Origin of the sequence: Rathayibacter sp. AY1A2 (assembly GCF_002930935.1) — a bacterium.
Lineage (GTDB): Bacteria > Actinomycetota > Actinomycetes > Actinomycetales > Microbacteriaceae > Rathayibacter.
Genome location: NZ_PSTP01000006.1, coordinates 68,937 through 86,253, shown reverse-complemented (window position 1 = coordinate 86,253; position 17,317 = coordinate 68,937). Strand labels below are relative to the sequence as shown.

Below are 17,317 nucleotides of genomic sequence, written 5' to 3'. Positions count from 1 at the left end.
CGGGCGGCGCGGGCGGAGGCGGTGCGGGCGCGCCGAGTAGACTGGCGGCCGGAAATCCCCCCGAATCACCAGACGGAGACGCATGTCCGAGATCACGGCCGACACGGTCGCCCATCTGGCCCAGCTGGCCAGGATCGACCTCACTTCCGACGAGATCGGGAGCCTCACCAGGGAGCTCGGCCAGATCGTCGACTCCGTGCGCGCGGTCCAGGCCGTCGCCACGCCCGAGGTGCCGGCGACCAGCCACCCGATCCCGCTCGAGAACGTCTTCCGGCCCGACGTGGTCGGCGAGACCCTCACGCTCGAGCAGGCGCTCTCCGGCGCGCCCGAGCACGACGGCAGCCGCTTCCAGGTCTCCGCGATCCTGGGGGAGGAGCAGTGAGCGCGCACGGCGACGAGCTCGTCCGCCTCAGCGCGTCCGCCCTCTCCGGGAAGCTGGCCGACGGCTCGGTCTCCTCGGTCGAGGCCACCCGCGCCCACCTCGAGCGCATCGACGCGGTCGACGGAGCGGTCCACGCCTTCCTCCACGTCGCGCGCGAGGGCGCGGTCGCGTCCGCCGAGGCGATCGACCGCCGGCGCGCCGACGGCGAGTCGCTGCACCCCCTCGCCGGAGTGCCTCTCGCGGTCAAGGACGTCATCGTCACGAACGACATGCCGACCACGAGCGGCTCCCGCATCCTCGAGGGCTGGCGCCCGCCCTACGACGCGACCGTCATGCGCAAGGTCCGCGAGGCCGGGCTGGTCCCGATCGGCAAGACCAACATGGACGAGTTCGCGATGGGCTCGACCACCGAGCGCAGCGCCTACGGCCCCACCCACAACCCGTGGGACCTCGACCGCATCCCCGGCGGCTCCGGCGGCGGGTCCGCCGCGGCCGTCGCGAGCTACGAGGCGCCCCTGGCCCTCGGCTCCGACACCGGGGGATCGATCCGCCAGCCCGCGCACGTGACCGGCACCGTCGGCGTGAAGCCGACCTACGGCGGCGTGTCCCGCTACGGAGCGATCGCGCTCGCCTCGAGCCTCGACCAGATCGGCCCCGTCTCCCGGACCGTCCTCGACTCCGCGCTGCTGCACGACGTCATCGCGGGCCACGACCCGCGCGACTCGACGTCGCTGCGCGACTCCTGGCCCTCCTTCGCCGACGCGGTGCGCCGCGCCGACGTGACGGGCCTCCGGATCGGCGTGGTCAAGGAGCTCGACGGCGGCGAGGGCTTCCAGCCCGGCGTGCTGGCGCGCTTCCACGAGGCGCTCGAGATCCTTCAGGGCGCCGGAGCCGAGGTCGTCGAGGTGAGCCTCCCGAGCGTCGAGCACGCGGTCGCCGCCTACTACCTGATCCTCCCCGCGGAGGCCTCCAGCAACCTCGCCAAGTTCGACTCGGTCCGGTTCGGCCTCCGGGTCACGCCGGAGGGCGGCGGCACGGTCGAGCAGGTCATGTCCGCGACCCGCGAGCAGGGCTTCGGCCCCGAGGTCAAGCGCCGGATCATCCTCGGCACCTACGCCCTCTCGGCCGGCTACTACGACGCCTACTACGGCAGCGCGCAGAAGGTCCGGACCCTGGTGCAGCGGGACTTCGACGCGGCCTTCGCGGACGTCGACGTGATCGCCTCGCCGACGGCACCGACGACCGCCTACCGCCTCGGCGAGAAGCTCGACGACCCGCTGGCGATGTACCGCGGCGACGTCGCGACCATCCCGGCGAACCTGGCCGGCATCCCCGGCATCTCCGTCCCCGCCGGCCTCGCCGACGAGGACGGGCTGCCCGTCGGCATCCAGTTCCTCGCTCCCGCCCGGGAGGACGTGCGCCTCTACACCGTGGGCGCCGCGCTCGAGGCGCTGCTCGAGGAGAAGTGGGGCCGTCCGCTCCTCGCGCAGGCCCCCGACCTGACCCACTCCGTGCTCTCCGCGACCGAGGAAGGTGCCGTCTGATGGCCTCCGCGCACACGTCCGCTCCCGAGCTGATGGACTACGACGAGGTCTTCGAGACCTTCGAGCCGGTGCTCGGCTTCGAGGTGCACGTCGAGCTCAACACGAAGACCAAGATGTTCTCGGACGCGCCGAACGAGTTCGGGTCCGAGCCCAACACGAACGTGACCCCGGTCGACCTCGGCCTCCCGGGCTCGCTGCCGGTCGTGAACGAGCAGGCCGTCCGCTACTCGATCAGCCTCGGCCTCGCCCTGGGCTGCTCGATCGCCCCGTCCAGCCGCTTCGCGCGCAAGAACTACTTCTATCCGGACCTGGCGAAGAACTACCAGATCTCGCAGTTCGACGAGCCGATCGCCTTCGAGGGCTCGGTCGAGATCGAGCTGGCCGACGGCGCGCTCGTGCAGATCCCGATCGAGCGCGCGCACATGGAGGAGGACGCCGGCAAGCTCACGCACGTCGGCGGCGCCACCGGCCGCATCCAGGGCGCCGAGTACTCGCTCGTGGACTACAACCGCGCGGGGGTCCCGCTCGTGGAGATCGTCACGAAGCCCATCTACGGCGCGGGGAAGAGCGCGCCCGAGTACGCGAAGGCCTACGTCGCGACGATCCGCGACATCGTGCTGGCGCTCGGCATCTCGGACGCCAAGATGGAGCGCGGCAACCTGCGCTGCGACGCGAACGTCTCGCTCCGCCCGATCGGCCAGGAGAAGCTCGGAACCCGCACCGAGACCAAGAACGTCAACTCGCTCCGCTCGGTCGAGCGCGCCGTCCGCTACGAGATCCAGCGCCAGGCGGCGATCCTCGCCGCGGGCGGAACGATCACGCAGGAGACGCGCCACTGGCACGAGGACACCGGCCGCACCTCCGCGGGCCGGCCCAAGAGCGACGCCGACGACTACCGCTACTTCCCGGAGCCCGACCTGCTCCCGGTCGTGCCGAGCCCGGAGTTGATCGAGGAGCTGCGCGGCGCGCTCCCCGAGAAGCCCGCCGACCGCCGTCGCCGCCTCAAGCAGGAGTGGGGCTTCACCGATCTCGAGTTCCAGGACGTCGCCAACAGCGGCCTGCTGGTCGAGATCACCGAGACCGTCTCCGCGGGAGCCGCTCCGCAGGCGGCCCGCAAGTGGTGGACCGGGGAGATCGCGCGCCTCGCGAACGCGGCGGGCGAGGACCCGGCCTCCCTGGTCACCCCGGCCCAGGTCGCCGAGCTCGCCGGTCTGATCGAGAGCGGCACGCTGACCGACCGCCTCGCCCGCGAGGTCCTCCAGGGCGTCATCGCCGGAGAGGGCACCCCGCAGGAGGTCGTCGACGCCCGTGGACTCGCGGTCGTCTCGGACGACGGAGCGCTCATCGAGGCGATCGACGCGGCACTGGCCTCGCAGCCCGACGTGCTCGCGAAGATCCGCGACGGCAAGGTGCAGGCCGCCGGTGCCGTGATCGGTGCCGTGATGAAGGCCATGAAGGGGCAGGCCGACGCCGCCCGCGTCCGCGAGCTCGTCCTGGAGCGCGCGGCCGGCTGAGCCGGTGCGCGGGGAGGTGCGGTCATGAGCGGTGGAACCGGCGACGCGCCCCTTCCCGCGCGGCTCGAGCTGCCGGCGGGCGCCCTCCTGCGTCCTCTCGTCTCGAGCGATGCGGACCTCCTGCACGCGGTGATCGGCGAGCAGCGACCGTGGCTCGCGACTCTCCTCCGCGGGGACGATCCGGCCGCCCTGCCGTCGGCGTCCCTCGGCGACGACGTGCGCGGTCTCCTGCGCCTCGAGGAGGAGTCGCGTGCGGGCAGAGCGCACGCGTTCCTGCTCGTCGGCCCGGACCGCACCGAGGCGCTGGGCGCTCTGAGCGTCCGGCCCGGCGGCGGCGACTCCGCCGAGGCCTCCTGGTGGGTCGTCCCCGCCGTCCGGGGCTCGCGGCTCGAGGAGGAGCTCGACGCCTACGCGCGCCGCTGGCTCCAGCAGCACTGGCCCTTCGACACGGTCACCACGCCCGACAACCACCCCGACGATCCCGCCTCCCTGGCCGGGGCGAACATCGTGGCGCTCGTGCCCGCCGCGCCGGAGCGCACCGCCCTCCCCGACACCGACGCCGCCTCGGCGGCGCTCCTCTGGGCGGAGTACCGCTCCGCACATCCGGGAGTCGACGAGGCGCTCCCGCCGGTCGAGGCGTTCGGCGACAGCACGGCGATGGCGGACGAGCTGCTGGGCCTCGTGCGGCGCGGAGTGAAGACGGCCACGGCGTCCCTCGCCGAGGAGGGGGCACCCGTCGCGGGCGACCACTGGATCGTCTGCGACGGCGCGGGAGCGGCGCGTGTCGTCCTCGTGACGGACGAGGTTCGGACCGGTCCGCTCGACTCCGTCGACGACGCGTTCGCCTGGGCCGAGGGCGAGGGGGACCGCACGCGCGCCTCCTGGCTCGACGGCCACCGGCGCTACTTCGCCCGCGTCTCACCGGGCGGACCCGGCGACGTGGTCTTCGAGCGCTTCCACGTGGTCTGGCCGGAGGCCGACGCCGAGCGCGCCGCCGCCTTCGCCCGCTCGGTCGGAGCGTTCCGGCCCGAGGAGCTCGACGGGACTCCCGCGCAGACCTAGGGGGTTTCCCGGATGCCCCGCTCAGGCGCCCTGCGCCAGAGTGGAGTCATGGCTACTCTCGTGCGCCCCCGTCGGGGCAGGATCATCGCCGGCGTCTGTGCCGGTCTCGCCCGCCGATTCGGCTGGAGCCCCTTCGTGGTGCGTCTCCTGTTCGTGCTCTCGTGCCTCCTCCCGGGGCCGCAGATCATCGCCTACCTCGTGATGTGGGTGGTCATCCCGAAGCAGAAGTGACCGAGGCCCCCGCTCCGAGCAGCCTCTGAGAGAACGCTCAGCACCCGGAGCGGTGGGAGGCCTACGGTGGCGGTGTGCGTCCGTCGGGCGCCGAGGAGGAGATCATGGGATTCCTGGACCGACTGCTGGGCCGCGACGAGCAGCCCGAGAGCGCACGCCGCTCGACGTACGCGCCGCCGCAGGCCGCGGACCGCAGGCCCGAGTACGGCTCCCCTCCGGCGACGTCTCCGCGCACCGACGATGAGCGTGCCATCGAGCGCTACCGCTACCTCCTCCGCACCGCGCCGCCCGAGGCGATCGAGCAGGTGCACCGCGAGGCCTTCGAGCAGCTGACCCCGGAGCAGCGCCAGCAGGTCTTCCGAGAGCTCAGCGAGGGGGCCCCCGTCGGCGACGCGCCGAAGGACGACGACCCCCGCACGCTCGCCCAGTCCGCCACGCGGAGCGAGCTGCGCCAGCCCGGATTCATGGAGCGGCGCTTCTCCGGCGGCGGAGGCATGGGCTTCGGCGGCGTCCTCGCCTCCTCGATGCTCGGCACGATCGCCGGGTTCGCGATCGGCTCGGCCATCGCGGGCGCGTTCCTCCCCGATGCGGGAGGCGACTACGCCGGCGGTGACGGCGGGGGAGACGCCTCGGCCGACGGCGGAGCGGATGCGGGAGGTGCGGACGCCTCCGGTGCGGACGCCGGAGACGGCGGCGGCTGGGGCGACTCCGGCGGCGGCGACTTCGGTGGCGGAGGCGACTTCGGCGGGGGCGGCGACTTCGGAGGCGGCGACTTCGGCTTCTAGCCTCGTTGCAGAGGGCCCCCGATCACGGACAGTGGTCGGGGGCCCCCGCTCGTTCCGGGCTAGTCCTCGTCGGTCAGCATCGCCTTCACCTGGCGGCGGAGGACCTTGCCGATCATGCTCCGCGGCAGCTCGTCGACGACGGTGATCCGCTTGGGCACCTTGTAGGGCGTCAGCGCCTCCCGGACGGCCTTGCGGGCGGCCGCGACGTCGAGCTGCGCGCCCGGCTCCAGGACGACCGCCGCCGCCACGGACTCGCCGCTGCGCGGATCGGGCAGGCCGACCACCGCCACCTCCTTGATCTCGGGCAGGCGGAGCAGCACCTCCTCCACCTCGGACGGCGAGACGTTGAAGCCGCCCGTGATCACGAGCTCCTTGATCCGGTCGACGATGCGGACGAAGCCGTCCTCGTCGATCGTCGCGATGTCGCCGGTGCGGAACCAGCCGTCACCGGTGAAGGTCGCCGCCGTCTCGTCGGGCTTGCGGTGGTAGCCCCGGAACACCTGCGGACCGCGCACGACCAGCTCGCCCTGCTCGCCGGTCGCCACCTCCGTGTCGGGATCCTCAGGGTCGACGATCCGCACGTCGGTGCCGGGCAGCGGGAGCCCGACCGTCCCGGCGCGTCGCGTCGGACCGACCGGGTTGGCCATCAGGACCGGAGAGGTCTCCGAGAGGCCGTAGCCCTCGACGAGCGTGCCTCCGGTCAGTGCCTCGAACGAGTCGACCAGCGCCGGGTCGAGCGGCATCGCACCCGAGATGGCGATCTCGATGCCGCGCAGGGAGACGCCCCGCTGCTGCGCGCTGCGCGCCAGGCGCTCCGCGATCGGCGGAACGGCCGGGAGAAAGGTGGCGGGGTGCTTCTTGACGACCTTCAGCACCAGCTCCGGGTCGAACTTCGGGAACAGCACCAGGCGCGCGCCCATGCTCATCGCGAAGGTGAGGCAGAGCGTCAGCCCGTAGGCGTGGAACATGGGGAGCACCGCGTAGACCACGCAGTCGCCGCGGCGGACCGTCGGCACCCAGGCGCGCGACTGGGCGGCGTTCGCCGTCAGGTTCGCGTGGGTCAGCTCGGCGCCCTTGGGTGTGCCGGTCGTGCCGCTCGTGTACTGGATGACCGCGAGGTCCTCCGCGACCGGGCGCGGGTGCGCCGGGTCGATCCGCCGCCTCAGCAGCGTCTCCCACTCGATCGCACCGCGGACCGGCCCGGTCAGCGCGGCGCGCGACTCCCGGGCCTTCTTCAGCGGCAGGCGGAGGGCTGCGCGCATCGAGGCGGGCATCGCGCGGGTGAGGTCGACGGCGACGACGGTCTCGACGCCGAGGTCGGCCGGGAGGTCCTGCACCGTCGGCACGACGCGGTTCCAGGCGATCGCGACACGAGCGCCGTGGTCCTCGAACTGGTGGCGCAGCTCGCGCGGGGTGTAGAGCGGGTTGTGCTCGACCACCACGGCGCCGAGCCGGAGGACGGCGTAGAAGGCGACGACGTGCTGCGGGCAGTTCGGGAGGACGAGGGCGACCGGATCGCCCGCGCGGACGCCCAGGCGGCGGAGGCCCTCGGCGGCCCGCTCCACCTCGTCGGCGAGCTGGGAGTAGCTGGTCGAACGGCCGAAGAACTCGAGCGCGACCTGGTGGGGATAGCGCTCGGCCGACTCGGTGACGATGTCGACGAGCGAGCCGGTCGGGAGCTCGAGCTCCGTCGGCACGCCGGGCGCGTAGCTGCGGATCCAGGGGCGGGGCGGGTGGGTGCTCACCCGCCCCACTCTAGGAGGAGGGGCCGGGGCTCAGGCTCCCTGAGCTACCGCGTCCTCGATCGGGGTGGGACCGGAGACGATCTCCCACGTCTTCGCGATGGAGGTCGGCTGCGCCAGGGCGGCGATCACCGTGGCGGCGACGTCCGCTCGGGGGATGCTCCCCTTCTCGACGGAGGTGCCGAGCGTGATCGTGCCGGTGCCCTCGTCGTCCGTCAGCCCGCCCGGGCGGAGGATCGTGTAGTCGAGGCCGGAGTCGCGCAGTGCCGCGTCGGCGTCGCGCTTGGCCTCGACGTAGGCCTTCCAGCCCTCCTCCGTGTCCTCGGGGAGCGGGTCGTCCACACCGATCGCGCTGACCTGCACGAAGTGCTGGACCCCGACGATCGCGGCGGCCTTCTGGCTGAGGACGGACCCCCCCAGGTCGACGGTGCGCTTGCGTTCCGGGCCCGAGTCGGGTCCGGCTCCGGCGGTGAAGACCATGCCGTCGACGTGGCCCAGCGCCTCGGCGAAGGCCTCGGGCGTCGTGTCCTCGAGGTCGTGCACGAGCGGCTCGCCGCCCAGCCGGACGATGTCCTCGGCGTGATCGGGGTTGCGGATCACTCCGACCGACTCGTGGCCGGCGTCGTAGAGCAGGTGCAGGATCTGCTGCCCCACCTTGCCGTGGGCTCCGATGACGGCGATGCGTGTCATGGACGTTCCTCTCCTCGTCGGGGCGGGTCGCCCCGTGTTCGTGGTCCCCTCCATCCTGCCGCGGCGTCCCTGGACGCCCCCAGGCCTTGACGGCGTCCGGGCGCCGGGCCGTCAGGCGGCGAGGCGGTCGTCGCGTCCGGTGATGGCGAGCAGGCGGCTCTGGAGGGAGGCGGCGTCGTCGACCGGCACGGGCGCGGCGTAGAGGCCGCTCGCGCGCAGGGTCTCCTCCTGGGGTGCGAAGAGCTCCCAGACCGCTGCGACGAGCTCCTCGTCCAGCCGCTCGTCGCTGCCGGTCGCGCGGGCGAGGTCCCAGGCGTGGACGGTCACATCGGCCGTCTGCTCCTGCAGCAGCTCGACGGCGCTGACGGTGTCGCGCCCCAGCTGCACGGTCGCCGCCGGGTCGACGGTGCGGACAGCGACGCGCCGGCGGTCGGTCACGCGGCGCCACTCGCTCCTCAGATCGGTGGCGACGGACTCGAGTCGCAGCGCCGACTCGTCGCCGCCCGAGAGGAGCGTGTGCGCGCGCTGCTGCTCGCGGACGACGTGCAGCACCAGAGCGCGCGTGTCCCACTCGGTGTCGGGCGTGGGGGCCGACCAGTCCTCGACGGCGCTCAGCCGGAGCTCGAAGGCGCGGTGGGCGCGGTCCTGCAGATCGAGCCAGCGGCTCATCTCGGCGCCGGGGCCGGTCTCGGTGGCGGTGGGGGAGTCGGGCTGCTCGTGCGTCATGGTCTCTCCGGAGCGTCGTGGTGCTCGGGTCAACCGCGAGTGGTCGGCGCTCATTCCCGGGCGCGGCTGTCGAGCGGCCGATGTCGGTGGTGCGTGGGAGCATGTCCCGAGGCGTGGGCGAGCAGGACGGAGCGGCGTGAGCAGGCAGGACGGCGCGGCGTGAGCGAGCAGGACGGCACCGCATGAGCAAGCAGGACGGCACGGGGCGGCAGGTCACGACCGAGCCCTTCGACGACCCGCGCGCGAGCATCATGCACATCGACATGGACGCGTTCTTCGCCTCCGTCGAGCTGCTCGACCGGCCGGATCTGCGCGGGAGGCCGGTCATCGTGGGGCACCACGGAGCGCGCTCCGTCGTCACAGCGGCGACCTACGAGGCGCGCCGCTACGGCGTCAACTCGGCGATGCCCATGGCGGTCGCCCTCCGCCGCTGCCCGCAGGCCGTGGTCCTCGAGCCGCACATGGAGCGCTACCGCGAGGCCTCTCGCCGCGTCATGGCGATCTTCGACTCCTTCACGCCGCTGGTCGAGCGCCTGAGCATCGACGAGGCGTTCCTCGACGTCGCGGGTGCCCGCCGCATCTCGGGCTCGCCGTTCGCGATCGGCACCGAGATCCGCCGCCGGGTGCACGCCGAGCTCGGGCTGACCTGCTCGGTCGGGATCGCCAGCACCAAGTTCGTCGCCAAGCTCGCCTCCGGCCGCTCCAAGCCCGACGGTCTGCTGGTCGTCCCCGCCGACGGCGTCCGCGAGTTCCTCGATCCGCTGCCCGTGAGCGCGCTGTGGGGAGTCGGCGCGAGCACGGAGGAGGCGCTCGTCCGCCGCGGTCTGCGCACCGTCGCCGACGTCGCGACCACCCCGCTGCCGTCGCTGGTGTCCGCCCTCGGCGAGGCGACCGGGAGGCGCCTGCACGCCCTGGCGAACGGGGTGGATCCGCGGCCGGTCGACACCCGCCAGATCGAGAAGAGCGCCGGACACGAGATCACGTTCGCCGACGACGTGGCCGACCCCGAGCTCGTCCGTCGTGAGCTGCTGCGGCTCTGCGACAAGGTCGCCGTGCGGATGCGCCGCTCGGGAGTGCGCTGCCGCACCGTCGCGGTGAAGGTGCGCTTCGGCGACTTCAGCACCCTTACCCGCTCCCGCACGCTCGTCGAGGCGACGGACGTGGCCCGGGTCCTCTACGAGGCCTCCTCCGCGCTCCTCGAGGCGGCCAACCCGATGCGGCGGCCCGTGCGGCTGATCGGCGTGCGCGGCGAGCAGCTGGTCGAGGGCGACGACGTCGCGTTCTCCCTGTGGAGCGACTCCGACGACTGGCGCGACGCGGAGCTCGCGGTCGACGGCGTGGCCGCCCGCTTCGGCTCCGGGGCCGTGCGTCCCGCCTCGCTCCTGTCCCGGTCGGCTCCCGAGTCGGCCAAGGGGATCGACCTCAGCGACACGCTCGCTACGCGGAACCGATCGTCAGACTGATCGGGCGGTGGTCGGAGCCGTTCGGCGGCAGGACCGCGACGGTCGCGGCGGTGACGCCGTCGGCGAGCGCGTGGTCGAGCGAGACGAGCGGCAGCAGGGACGGCCAGGTCGCCGGGAAGCCGACTCCGCCCGTGCGGACGAGACCCGCCTCCGCCAGCACCGGCGCGAACAGGTGGTCGTCCGTCGGCGTGTTGAAATCGCCGATGACCAGTGTCCGCTCCGACGCGTCGTCTCGAAGAGCGGTGGCGAGGTTCGAGAGCATGGTGTCCCGCTCCTCGTGGTCGCCCGGCCGGAACGAGGCCAGGTGCACCACGAACAGGCGCGCGCTGCCGACCGGCGTGTCGACGTCGACGGCGAGCGCGCGCTCCCAGCCGAGACCGAGGTCGAGCGGCTCCTCGTCGGTCAGCTCGGTCCGGCTCCAGACGCCGACGGTGCTCGAGACGGACGAGTACGGGTACTCGTCGGCCAGCTCGGCGTCGACCGCGTCCACGGCGTCTCCGTCGAGCTCCTGCAGCGCGATCACGTCGGGGCCGCGGGCGGCGAGCGAGGCGGCCAGCCCACCGGCGTCGCTGCTCGTCTCGATGTTCTGGCTGACGACGGTGAACGAGCCGGAGCGCACGGCCGGCGCCGGAAGCGCGACCGGCAGCACCAGCACGCCGTAGACCATCGCCAGCACGGTGACCGCGGCTGCCGTCCGGCGCGACCGGAGGGCCGCCGCGGCCGCGATGAGGAGCAACACGACGAGCCCCGTCCACGGGATCCCGACCTCGAGGACCGACAGCCAGCCGATCGGATCGGGCAGCGCGCGGTGGAAGGCGAGGAAGGCGGCGAGCACGAGGCTCGCGACCGCCACCGCGGCCGAGCGCACGGGGCGGCGGCGGCGGGTGCGGGCGGACATCCGTCGATCATGGCAGCAGGTCCCCGGAGGTCCATGGACGAGTCCTGTGCGCCCCGGCGGGCCGCTTGTCGCCGCGGAGAGCCGCGGAGTACCGTCGGACCATGCCCAACATCGCAGTCTCCCTGGCCGACACCGTCACCACCGCGGGTACCGCGACGATCTACGGCGAGCCCGTCACCGTCGACGGCGTCTCGCTCGTCCCCGTCGCCCTCCGCTGGTTCGGTTTCGGCGGAGGCAGCGGCTCCGAGGACGGCCAGGAGGGCGGCGGCGGAGGCGGCGGCGCCACGGTCATCCCGATCGGCGCCTACATCAAGGACGACCTCGGCCTGCGGTTCCAGCCGAACGTGATCTCGGTCCTCGCCGTCGGCATCCCCTTCGTGTGGGTGACCGGCAAGGCCCTCGCGCGCATCATCCGCGCCCTCAAGAAGTAGCCGGAGCGGCCCCGCGTCAGCTGGCGCGCTGCTGGCGCGCGGGGTACCACTTCTTCTTCGTCCGGCCGAAGCCGACGATCAGACGCTCGGCGTCGTCCGGCCGGCGGGGGTCGTAGATCACCGCGGCGGGCTCACCGGCCATCCACGCGTCCCCCCGCTTCAGCGGGTATTTCTGCGCGCGCTTCTCCACACCCTCGGCGGTCCGGTAGACGACCAGGAGCCTGCCCAGATCCCGTGCCGAATCGCGATCGCCGCGTGCCGGATCCGGCCCGACGACGCGCGCCGGCACCCGCGTGCCGTAGCTGAGCAGCTCGCGGCGGATCCGCGCACGGCGCTGCCAGAGCAGGGCCTGCAGCAGGACGATCAGCAGCACGGCCAGGACGACGACCACCGACCACGACATGACGTCTATGATTGCCGACGAACACGGGAGTCCGGTGCACCGGGCTGAGAGGAAGGCAGCAGCCTTCGACCGTCGAACCTGATCTGGGTCATGCCAGCGAAGGAACGTTTCGATCTCCTCTTACCAACCCGTGCCCTCCATTCGCTTCCACGAAAGGGCACGTCAGTGCAGAACACGAACGCGCAGAACACGAACGCGCAGAACACGAACGCGCAGAACACGAACGCGCAGAACACGAACGCGCAGAACCTCACCTCCTCCGCCCCGGCCCGGCGCGATCTGCGCTGGCGGGTCGTCGACATCGTGGTGGCGAGCGTCGTCGCCGTCGCGAGCGGGATCGTCTTCTGGGCCTGGGGCCTGGCGACGAACGTCCTCGGCCTCGCCTTCGAGTTCCTGCCCGGGCTCGGCGGGCTCCTCGGCGGCGGCTGGCTCTTCGCCGGCGTCCTCGGCGGCCTGATCATCCGCAAGCCCGGAGCCGCGCTCTACACCGAGCTGGTCGCCGCGGCCGTGTCGGCTCTGATCGGCACCCAGTGGGGCTTCACCGTGCTGATCTCCGGACTCGTGCAGGGACTCGGCGCGGAGATCGTCCTGGCGCTCTTCCTCTACCGCAGCGGCCGTCCGCTCGTCGCGATGCTGGCCGGTGCCGGTGCGGGGCTCGCCCTCGCGATCAACGACCTGCTGTCGTACTACGCCGTCAACGACGCGCTCTTCAAGACCGTCTACGTCGCCTCCTCGATCGTCTCGGGCGCGCTCCTGGCCGGGCTGCTGTCCTGCTTCGCGGTGCGGGGGCTCGCGGCCTCGGGAGCGCTGGACCGCTTCGCCTCCGGGCGCGAGGGCCGGACGGTCGAGGGAGCCGGCGCGGGCGCTCGATGAGCGGCGCTTACGTCCGGGCGCGGGGCTGGAGCTGGCGGCACGCGGGACGCTCCCGCGACGCCCTCTCCGGCCTCGATCTCGCGCTGGAGCCGGGGGAGCGCGTGCTGCTCCTCGGCCCCTCCGGCGCGGGAAAGAGCACGCTGCTGCACGCCCTGGCCGGCGTCCTCGGCGGGGAGGAGGACGGCTCCGCGGCGGGCGAGCTCGAGATCGACGGAGCCGCGCCGCTCACCCGGCGCGGTGTCGCGGGGCTCGTGCTGCAGGATCCGGACACTCAGGCGGTCCTGGCGCGGGTCGGCGACGACGTCGCGTTCGCCTGCGAGAACCTCGGCGTGCCGCGCGAGGAGATCCCCGCGCGGGTGCGGGAGGCACTCGGCGACGTCGGGCTCGACGTGCCGTTGGACCACTCCACCTCGGCGCTCTCGGGCGGGCAGAAGCAGAGGCTCGCCCTGGCGGGTGTGCTCGCCATGCGTCCGCGGCTCCTGCTCCTCGACGAGCCCACCGCCAACCTCGATCCGGACGGTGTACGCGAGGTGCGGGCGGCGGTGGAGCGCACGGCCGACCGCACGGGGGCGACGCTGATCGTCGTCGAGCACCGGGTCGACGTGTGGGTCGGCCTCGTCGACCGGGTCGTGGTGCTCGGGCGGGACGGCGCGGTCGTCGCCGACGGCGCTCCGGTCGAGGTCCTCGATCGAACGCACGACGTGCTCCGCGCCTCCGGCGTCTGGCTGCCCGGTGACACCCCCGCCAGGCGCGGGGCGAGCGTGTTGCCCTCGCCCGCCGCCCTGAGCGCGCACGACCTCGCCATCGGCCGGCCCGTCCTCGGGCGCCGCCGCTCGACCATCGTGGCCTCGGGGCTCGAGCTCGCCGTCGACTCCGCGCGGGCCACGGCCGTGCTGGGACCCAACGGCGCAGGGAAATCGACCCTCGCGCTCACGCTGGCCGGTCTCCTGCCGCCGGTCGCGGGGCGAGTGACCGCCTCCGAGTCGCTCCGCGCCGGTGCGGGCCCCGAGCCGATCCGCTGGACCTCGGCTCAGCTCGCCGGACGGATCGCGATGGTGTTCCAGGAGCCGGAGCACCAGTTCCTCACCGCTCGCGTGCGCGCCGAGCTCGCGCTGGGCGCCCGCGACGAGGCGGAGCGGCATCGGGCGGAGGAGCTCCTGGAGCGCCTCGGCCTCGCGCACCTCGCCGACGCCAATCCGTTCACCCTCTCCGGAGGCGAGAAGCGGCGCCTGGCCGTCGCGTCCGCCCTCACCCGGTCGCCGTCCGTGCTCGTCCTCGACGAGCCGACGTTCGGGCAGGACCGCCTGACCTGGGAGGTGCTCGTCGACCTCCTCGCCGAGCAGCGCGACGCGGGCACGGCGGTGCTCGCCGTCACCCATGACGAGGCGCTGGTCGCCGCCCTCGCCGACTCGGTCGTCACCCTCGGCGCCCGCGAGGCGGTGTCGGGATGACGCTCCTCGACTCCGTTCCCGCGCGCAGCCGGATCGCCCGGGCCAACCCGGTCGCCAAGCTCCTCGCCAGCCTGGTCATCGCGTTCGCGCTCCTCCTCACGGTCGATGCGGTCTCCGCGGCGACGGCGCTGGCGCTCGAGCTGCTGGTTCTGCCCTTCGCGGGGCTCCGGGCGGGAGAGCTCGTGCGGCGGACGGCTCCCGTCTGGATCGCGGCTCCGCTCGCGGGCCTCTCGACTGTCCTCTACGGGCGCGACAGCGGCGCCGTCTACGCGGAGTTCCTCATCGTCTCGGTCACGGAGGGATCCCTCGCCCTCGGGCTGGCCATCGCGCTGCGCGTCCTGGCGATCGGACTGCCGAGCGTGGTCCTCATCGCCACCACCGACCCGACCGACCTGGCGGACGGCCTCGCGCAGATCCTGCGCCTGCCCTCGCGCTTCGTTCTCGGCGCTCTCGCCGGCATGCGGCTCGTCGGTCTGCTCATCGACGACTGGCGCACCCTGTCGATGGCCCGCCGGGCCCGCGGGGTCGCCGACGGCCGCGGGCCCGTCGAGGCGCTCCGCAGCCTCGCGGCCCGCACGTTCTCGCTGCTCGTGCTGGCCATCCGGCGGGGGAGCAGGCTCGCGACGGCGATGGAGGCGAAGGGCTTCGGCTCCGGCGTCCCGCGCACCTGGGCGCGGCAGTCGCGCCTCGGAGCCGGCGACCTCCTGCTGCTCGCGGGCGGAGTGCTGATCGCTGCCGTCGCCGTGACCGCCGCCGTCGTCACCGGCTCCTGGAGCTTCGTCCTGCATGGCTGAGCGGATCCTGCCGCTGACGGATCGGACGGCGGAAGACCTCGCCCGCTCCGTGATCGCGCGGCGTCGTCGGACGGTGCTGCTGGACGGACCGAGCGGCTCCGGCAAGTCGACGTTCGCGCGCGCGCTGGTCGAGCAGCTCCGTCTCGCGCCGGCGGCATCGTCGGTCGCGCTCGTGCGGATGGACGACCTCTACCCCGGCTGGACGGGCCTGGACCGGGCGTCGCGGGAGACGGCCGCGACGCTCGTCCGCCCCCACGGCCTCGGCCTCGCGGCGCACTGGCGGCCCTGGAACTGGGCCGCGGGGACGACGGCCGGGCGCCGCGTTGTCCGCGAGCCGCTTCTCGTGCTCGAGGGCTGCGGATCGGCCGGCGCCGCCGCGCGCCGCCACGCCGATCTGGTGGTCTGGCTCGAGGCCGACGACGAGGTGCGGCGCGTGCGCGCGCTCGAGCGCGACGGCGAGCTCTTCGCTCCGCACTGGGACGCCTGGGACCGCGACTTCCGCTCCTACTGCGCTCGGGAGCGGCCCCGGGAGAACGCCGACCTCGTGCTGGACACGGGCGGCGGGGGAGCGGTGCGCGGCTGAGAAGTCCCCTCCGAGCGGGGCGACGCGCGGATGCCGGTGGGGGGCTCTCCCTCGGCGGCGATCAGGCCCAGCCGAGCTCGTGCAGCCGGTCGTCGTCGATGCCGTAGAAGTGCGCGATCTCGTGGACGAGGGTGACGTGGATCTCGTCGCGCAGCGCGTCCAGATCGTCGCACGCGGCGAGGTGCGGCTCGCGGAACAGCACGATGCGGTCGGGCATCTCGCCGAAGCCGTAGCGCTCGCGCTCGGTGAGGGCGACGCCGTCGTAGTAGCCGAGCAGATCCAGGGTCCCGTCCTCGGGCCGGTCCTCCACGACGAAGACGACGTTGTCGAGCCCGTCGACCATGTCGTCCGGGAGCGCGTCGAGCTCGGAGATCACCAGGGCTTCGAAGGCGTCCTCGTCGAGCTCGAGCATCCGGGACCTCTCTGCGTCGGCGATCGCTGCCGGTCGCCGGATGTGCGAAGAGGCCCGGAGTCGGAACTCCGGGCCTCTTCCGCTGCATGCACAGCCACTGGGGTGAGTAACGGGGCTCGAACCCGCGACCTCCTAGACCACAACCAGGCGCTCTGCCAACTGAGCTATACCCACCAGGAGCGTGTTCCGGCGGGGTGACCCGCCGAAGCAACTGTACGAGAGTACTACATCCGCGAGGCGAACTCGTCCACGACGGCGGCCGACACGGCCTGCACCTCGGCGGTGCTCGGCCCCGGCTGCTCCACGAACACGGCACGGCGGTAGTACTGCAGCTCGCGGATGCTCTCGAGGATGTCGGCGAGAGCGCGGTGTCCGCCGTGCTTCTTGGGCGCGTTGAAGTAGATGCGCGGGAACCAGCGCCGTGCCAGCTCCTTGATCGTGCTGACATCGACGTTGCGGTAATGCAGGTGGCCGTCGAGGCGCGGCATGAACTTCGCGAGGAAGGCGCGGTCGGTGCCGATCGAGTTGCCGGCGAGGGGGGCCTGTTGCTCCGCCGGGACGTGCTTCAGCACGTACTCCAGCACCTCGTACTCGGCCTCCGCGACGCTGACGCCGGAGGGGATCTCGACCAGCAGCCCGGAGGTCTCGTGCATCGACCGGACGAAGTCGCCCATGTTCTCGAGCGCGGTCGCGTCGGGCCGGATGACGAGGGAGAGCCCCTCGTCGAGCGGGTTCAGCTCGAAGTCGGTGACGACGACGGCGATCTCGACGAGCTCGTCGACGGAGAGGTCGAGCCCCGTCATCTCGCAGTCGATCCAGACAAGACGGTCGGGGGCGCTACTCATGCGGGGCAGTCTATCGGCGGCCGCCGACACCCGGTCCGGCCGTCCCGCTCCTCCTACACTGGACTCTCGTGATCACGCTCGCCTGCTGCCTCCTGATCGTCAACGCCGTGTGGAACGCGACCGTCTGGCCGCCCTTCCTCCGCCGCGTCCGCAAGGACCCGCGGGCGCGCGACGCGGACGGCCGCGCGACGACCTTCCTCCGCGTGCACACGGTGCTCATCGGCGTGTCGCTCGCCCTCGCCGTGGTCTCCCTGGTCGTGGGAGTGCTGGGACTCGTCCGGGGCGCCTAGGCCCCGGCGGGCGCGGCCTCTGCGCTTCGGTATCGTGGTCGCAGTCCGCCCCCGTAGCTCAGCGGATAGAGCAGGAGCCTTCTAATCTCTTGGTCGCAGGTTCGATTCCTGCCGGGGGCACCATCGGATCGGGAGCGCGCCGGTCGCCGTCCCTAGTCTTGTCCCGGTGGCGTGTGGATCAGCGTCGACGTCTCGCGC

General features: G+C 73.0%; 20 protein-coding genes, 2 tRNA genes and 1 riboswitch. Of the genes, 14 read left to right on the top strand and 8 right to left on the bottom strand.

All coding sequences use genetic code 11. From position 1 onward, the window contains the following. Positions 1-82: 82 nt before the first annotated feature. From gatC to C5B93_RS07815, 6 genes are all read left to right on the top strand, one after another. On the top strand, positions 83-382 hold the full coding sequence (gene gatC / locus C5B93_RS07840) for an Asp-tRNA(Asn)/Glu-tRNA(Gln) amidotransferase subunit GatC (RefSeq protein ID WP_104226848.1): 300 nt from the start codon (positions 83-85) through the stop codon (positions 380-382). Beyond that, the gene (gene gatA / locus C5B93_RS07835; protein WP_104223876.1) at positions 379-1,926 is read left to right on the top strand and encodes an Asp-tRNA(Asn)/Glu-tRNA(Gln) amidotransferase subunit GatA; all 1,548 of its coding nucleotides are present in this window, start codon (positions 379-381) and stop codon (positions 1,924-1,926) included. Before gatC ends, gatA begins: the two co-directional genes overlap by 4 nt. Beyond that, positions 1,926-3,440 (top strand): Asp-tRNA(Asn)/Glu-tRNA(Gln) amidotransferase subunit GatB, encoded by a 1,515-nt coding sequence (gene gatB / locus C5B93_RS07830; RefSeq protein ID WP_104292175.1) that lies wholly within the window; start codon positions 1,926-1,928, stop codon positions 3,438-3,440. Before gatA ends, gatB begins: the two co-directional genes overlap by 1 nt. Positions 3,441-3,464: 24 nt before the next feature. Then, complete coding sequence (locus tag C5B93_RS17225) at positions 3,465-4,502, top strand: ASCH domain-containing protein (RefSeq protein ID WP_181068358.1); 1,038 nt, start codon at positions 3,465-3,467, stop codon at positions 4,500-4,502. A 48-nt stretch (positions 4,503-4,550) separates the two neighbouring features. After that, positions 4,551-4,733, top strand: a complete 183-nt coding sequence (locus C5B93_RS07820; RefSeq protein WP_104223873.1) for a PspC domain-containing protein — start codon at positions 4,551-4,553, stop codon at positions 4,731-4,733. A gap of 104 nt (positions 4,734-4,837) precedes the next feature. Next, entirely contained in the window at positions 4,838-5,518 is a 681-nt protein-coding gene (locus tag C5B93_RS07815; protein ID WP_104232676.1) for a hypothetical protein, read from the top strand. Positions 5,519-5,577: 59 nt separating this feature from the next. On the opposite strand, the gene C5B93_RS07810 is transcribed toward C5B93_RS07815, so the two are convergent. The 3 genes from C5B93_RS07810 to C5B93_RS07800 form a co-directional block, all read right to left on the bottom strand. Beyond that, the gene (locus C5B93_RS07810; protein WP_104292174.1) at positions 5,578-7,263 is read right to left on the bottom strand and encodes a long-chain-fatty-acid--CoA ligase; all 1,686 of its coding nucleotides are present in this window, start codon (positions 7,261-7,263) and stop codon (positions 5,578-5,580) included. A 30-nt stretch (positions 7,264-7,293) separates the two neighbouring features. Further along, entirely contained in the window at positions 7,294-7,950 is a 657-nt protein-coding gene (locus tag C5B93_RS07805; RefSeq protein WP_104292173.1) for an SDR family oxidoreductase, read from the bottom strand. 111 nt (positions 7,951-8,061) lie between these two features. Next, a complete protein-coding gene (locus C5B93_RS07800; RefSeq protein WP_258068170.1) occupies positions 8,062-8,676 on the bottom strand; it encodes a TIGR03086 family metal-binding protein in 615 nt (204 codons plus the stop codon). Positions 8,677-8,858: 182 nt separating this feature from the next. Here C5B93_RS07800 and dinB point away from each other — a divergent pair, with 182 nt between their 5' ends. After that, positions 8,859-10,139, top strand: coding sequence for a DNA polymerase IV (gene dinB, locus C5B93_RS07795; RefSeq protein WP_104223726.1), 1,281 nt, complete (start codon positions 8,859-8,861; stop codon positions 10,137-10,139). Here the strand turns inward: dinB and C5B93_RS07790 are convergent. Beyond that, positions 10,114-11,037: an endonuclease/exonuclease/phosphatase family protein gene (locus C5B93_RS07790; RefSeq protein WP_104292172.1), complete on the bottom strand. Its 924-nt coding sequence runs from the start codon at positions 11,035-11,037 to the stop codon at positions 10,114-10,116. The two genes, dinB and C5B93_RS07790, sit on opposite strands and share 26 nt — an antisense overlap. A 101-nt stretch (positions 11,038-11,138) precedes the next feature. On the opposite strand from C5B93_RS07790, the gene C5B93_RS07785 reads away from it, so the two are divergent. After that, the gene (locus C5B93_RS07785; RefSeq protein ID WP_104223724.1) at positions 11,139-11,468 is read left to right on the top strand and encodes a hypothetical protein; all 330 of its coding nucleotides are present in this window, start codon (positions 11,139-11,141) and stop codon (positions 11,466-11,468) included. Between the two features lie 16 nt (positions 11,469-11,484). On the opposite strand, the gene C5B93_RS07780 is transcribed toward C5B93_RS07785, so the two are convergent. Beyond that, positions 11,485-11,871, bottom strand: coding sequence for a DUF3592 domain-containing protein (locus C5B93_RS07780; RefSeq protein ID WP_104223723.1), 387 nt, complete (start codon positions 11,869-11,871; stop codon positions 11,485-11,487). Between the two features lie 14 nt (positions 11,872-11,885). Beyond that, positions 11,886-11,993: riboswitch (TPP riboswitch) on the top strand. Between the two features lie 43 nt (positions 11,994-12,036). Between C5B93_RS07780 and C5B93_RS07775 the strand changes: the two genes are divergently transcribed. The 4 genes from C5B93_RS07775 to C5B93_RS07760 are packed head-to-tail and all read left to right on the top strand — an operon-like array spanning position 12,037 to position 15,572. Further along, positions 12,037-12,744, top strand: coding sequence for an ECF transporter S component (locus C5B93_RS07775; RefSeq protein WP_374953138.1), 708 nt, complete (start codon positions 12,037-12,039; stop codon positions 12,742-12,744). Then, entirely contained in the window at positions 12,741-14,195 is a 1,455-nt protein-coding gene (locus C5B93_RS07770; RefSeq protein ID WP_104292171.1) for an ABC transporter ATP-binding protein, read from the top strand. Before C5B93_RS07775 ends, C5B93_RS07770 begins: the two co-directional genes overlap by 4 nt. Then, a complete protein-coding gene (locus C5B93_RS07765) occupies positions 14,192-14,989 on the top strand; it encodes an energy-coupling factor transporter transmembrane protein EcfT (protein WP_104292170.1) in 798 nt (265 codons plus the stop codon). The genes C5B93_RS07770 and C5B93_RS07765 overlap by 4 nt, the downstream gene beginning before the upstream one ends. Further along, the gene (locus tag C5B93_RS07760; protein WP_219814028.1) at positions 14,982-15,572 is read left to right on the top strand and encodes an AAA family ATPase; all 591 of its coding nucleotides are present in this window, start codon (positions 14,982-14,984) and stop codon (positions 15,570-15,572) included. The genes C5B93_RS07765 and C5B93_RS07760 overlap by 8 nt, the downstream gene beginning before the upstream one ends. Before the next feature lie 61 nt (positions 15,573-15,633). On the opposite strand, the gene C5B93_RS07755 is transcribed toward C5B93_RS07760, so the two are convergent. The 3 genes from C5B93_RS07755 to orn all read right to left on the bottom strand — a co-directional run bounded on the left by C5B93_RS07755 (position 15,634) and on the right by orn (position 16,829). Then, on the bottom strand, positions 15,634-15,984 hold the full coding sequence (locus C5B93_RS07755) for a metallopeptidase family protein (protein ID WP_104223719.1): 351 nt from the start codon (positions 15,982-15,984) through the stop codon (positions 15,634-15,636). Between the two features lie 98 nt (positions 15,985-16,082). Then, positions 16,083-16,158, bottom strand: a tRNA-His gene (locus tag C5B93_RS07750). Between the two features lie 50 nt (positions 16,159-16,208). Next, on the bottom strand, positions 16,209-16,829 hold the full coding sequence (gene orn, locus C5B93_RS07745) for an oligoribonuclease (RefSeq protein WP_104223718.1): 621 nt from the start codon (positions 16,827-16,829) through the stop codon (positions 16,209-16,211). Positions 16,830-16,897: 68 nt separating this feature from the next. On the opposite strand from orn, the gene C5B93_RS07740 reads away from it, so the two are divergent. Next, on the top strand, positions 16,898-17,119 hold the full coding sequence (locus C5B93_RS07740; RefSeq protein WP_104292169.1) for an SCO4848 family membrane protein: 222 nt from the start codon (positions 16,898-16,900) through the stop codon (positions 17,117-17,119). A gap of 47 nt (positions 17,120-17,166) precedes the next feature. Beyond that, positions 17,167-17,242 (top strand) — tRNA-Arg (locus tag C5B93_RS07735). Positions 17,243-17,317 lie beyond the last annotated feature (75 nt).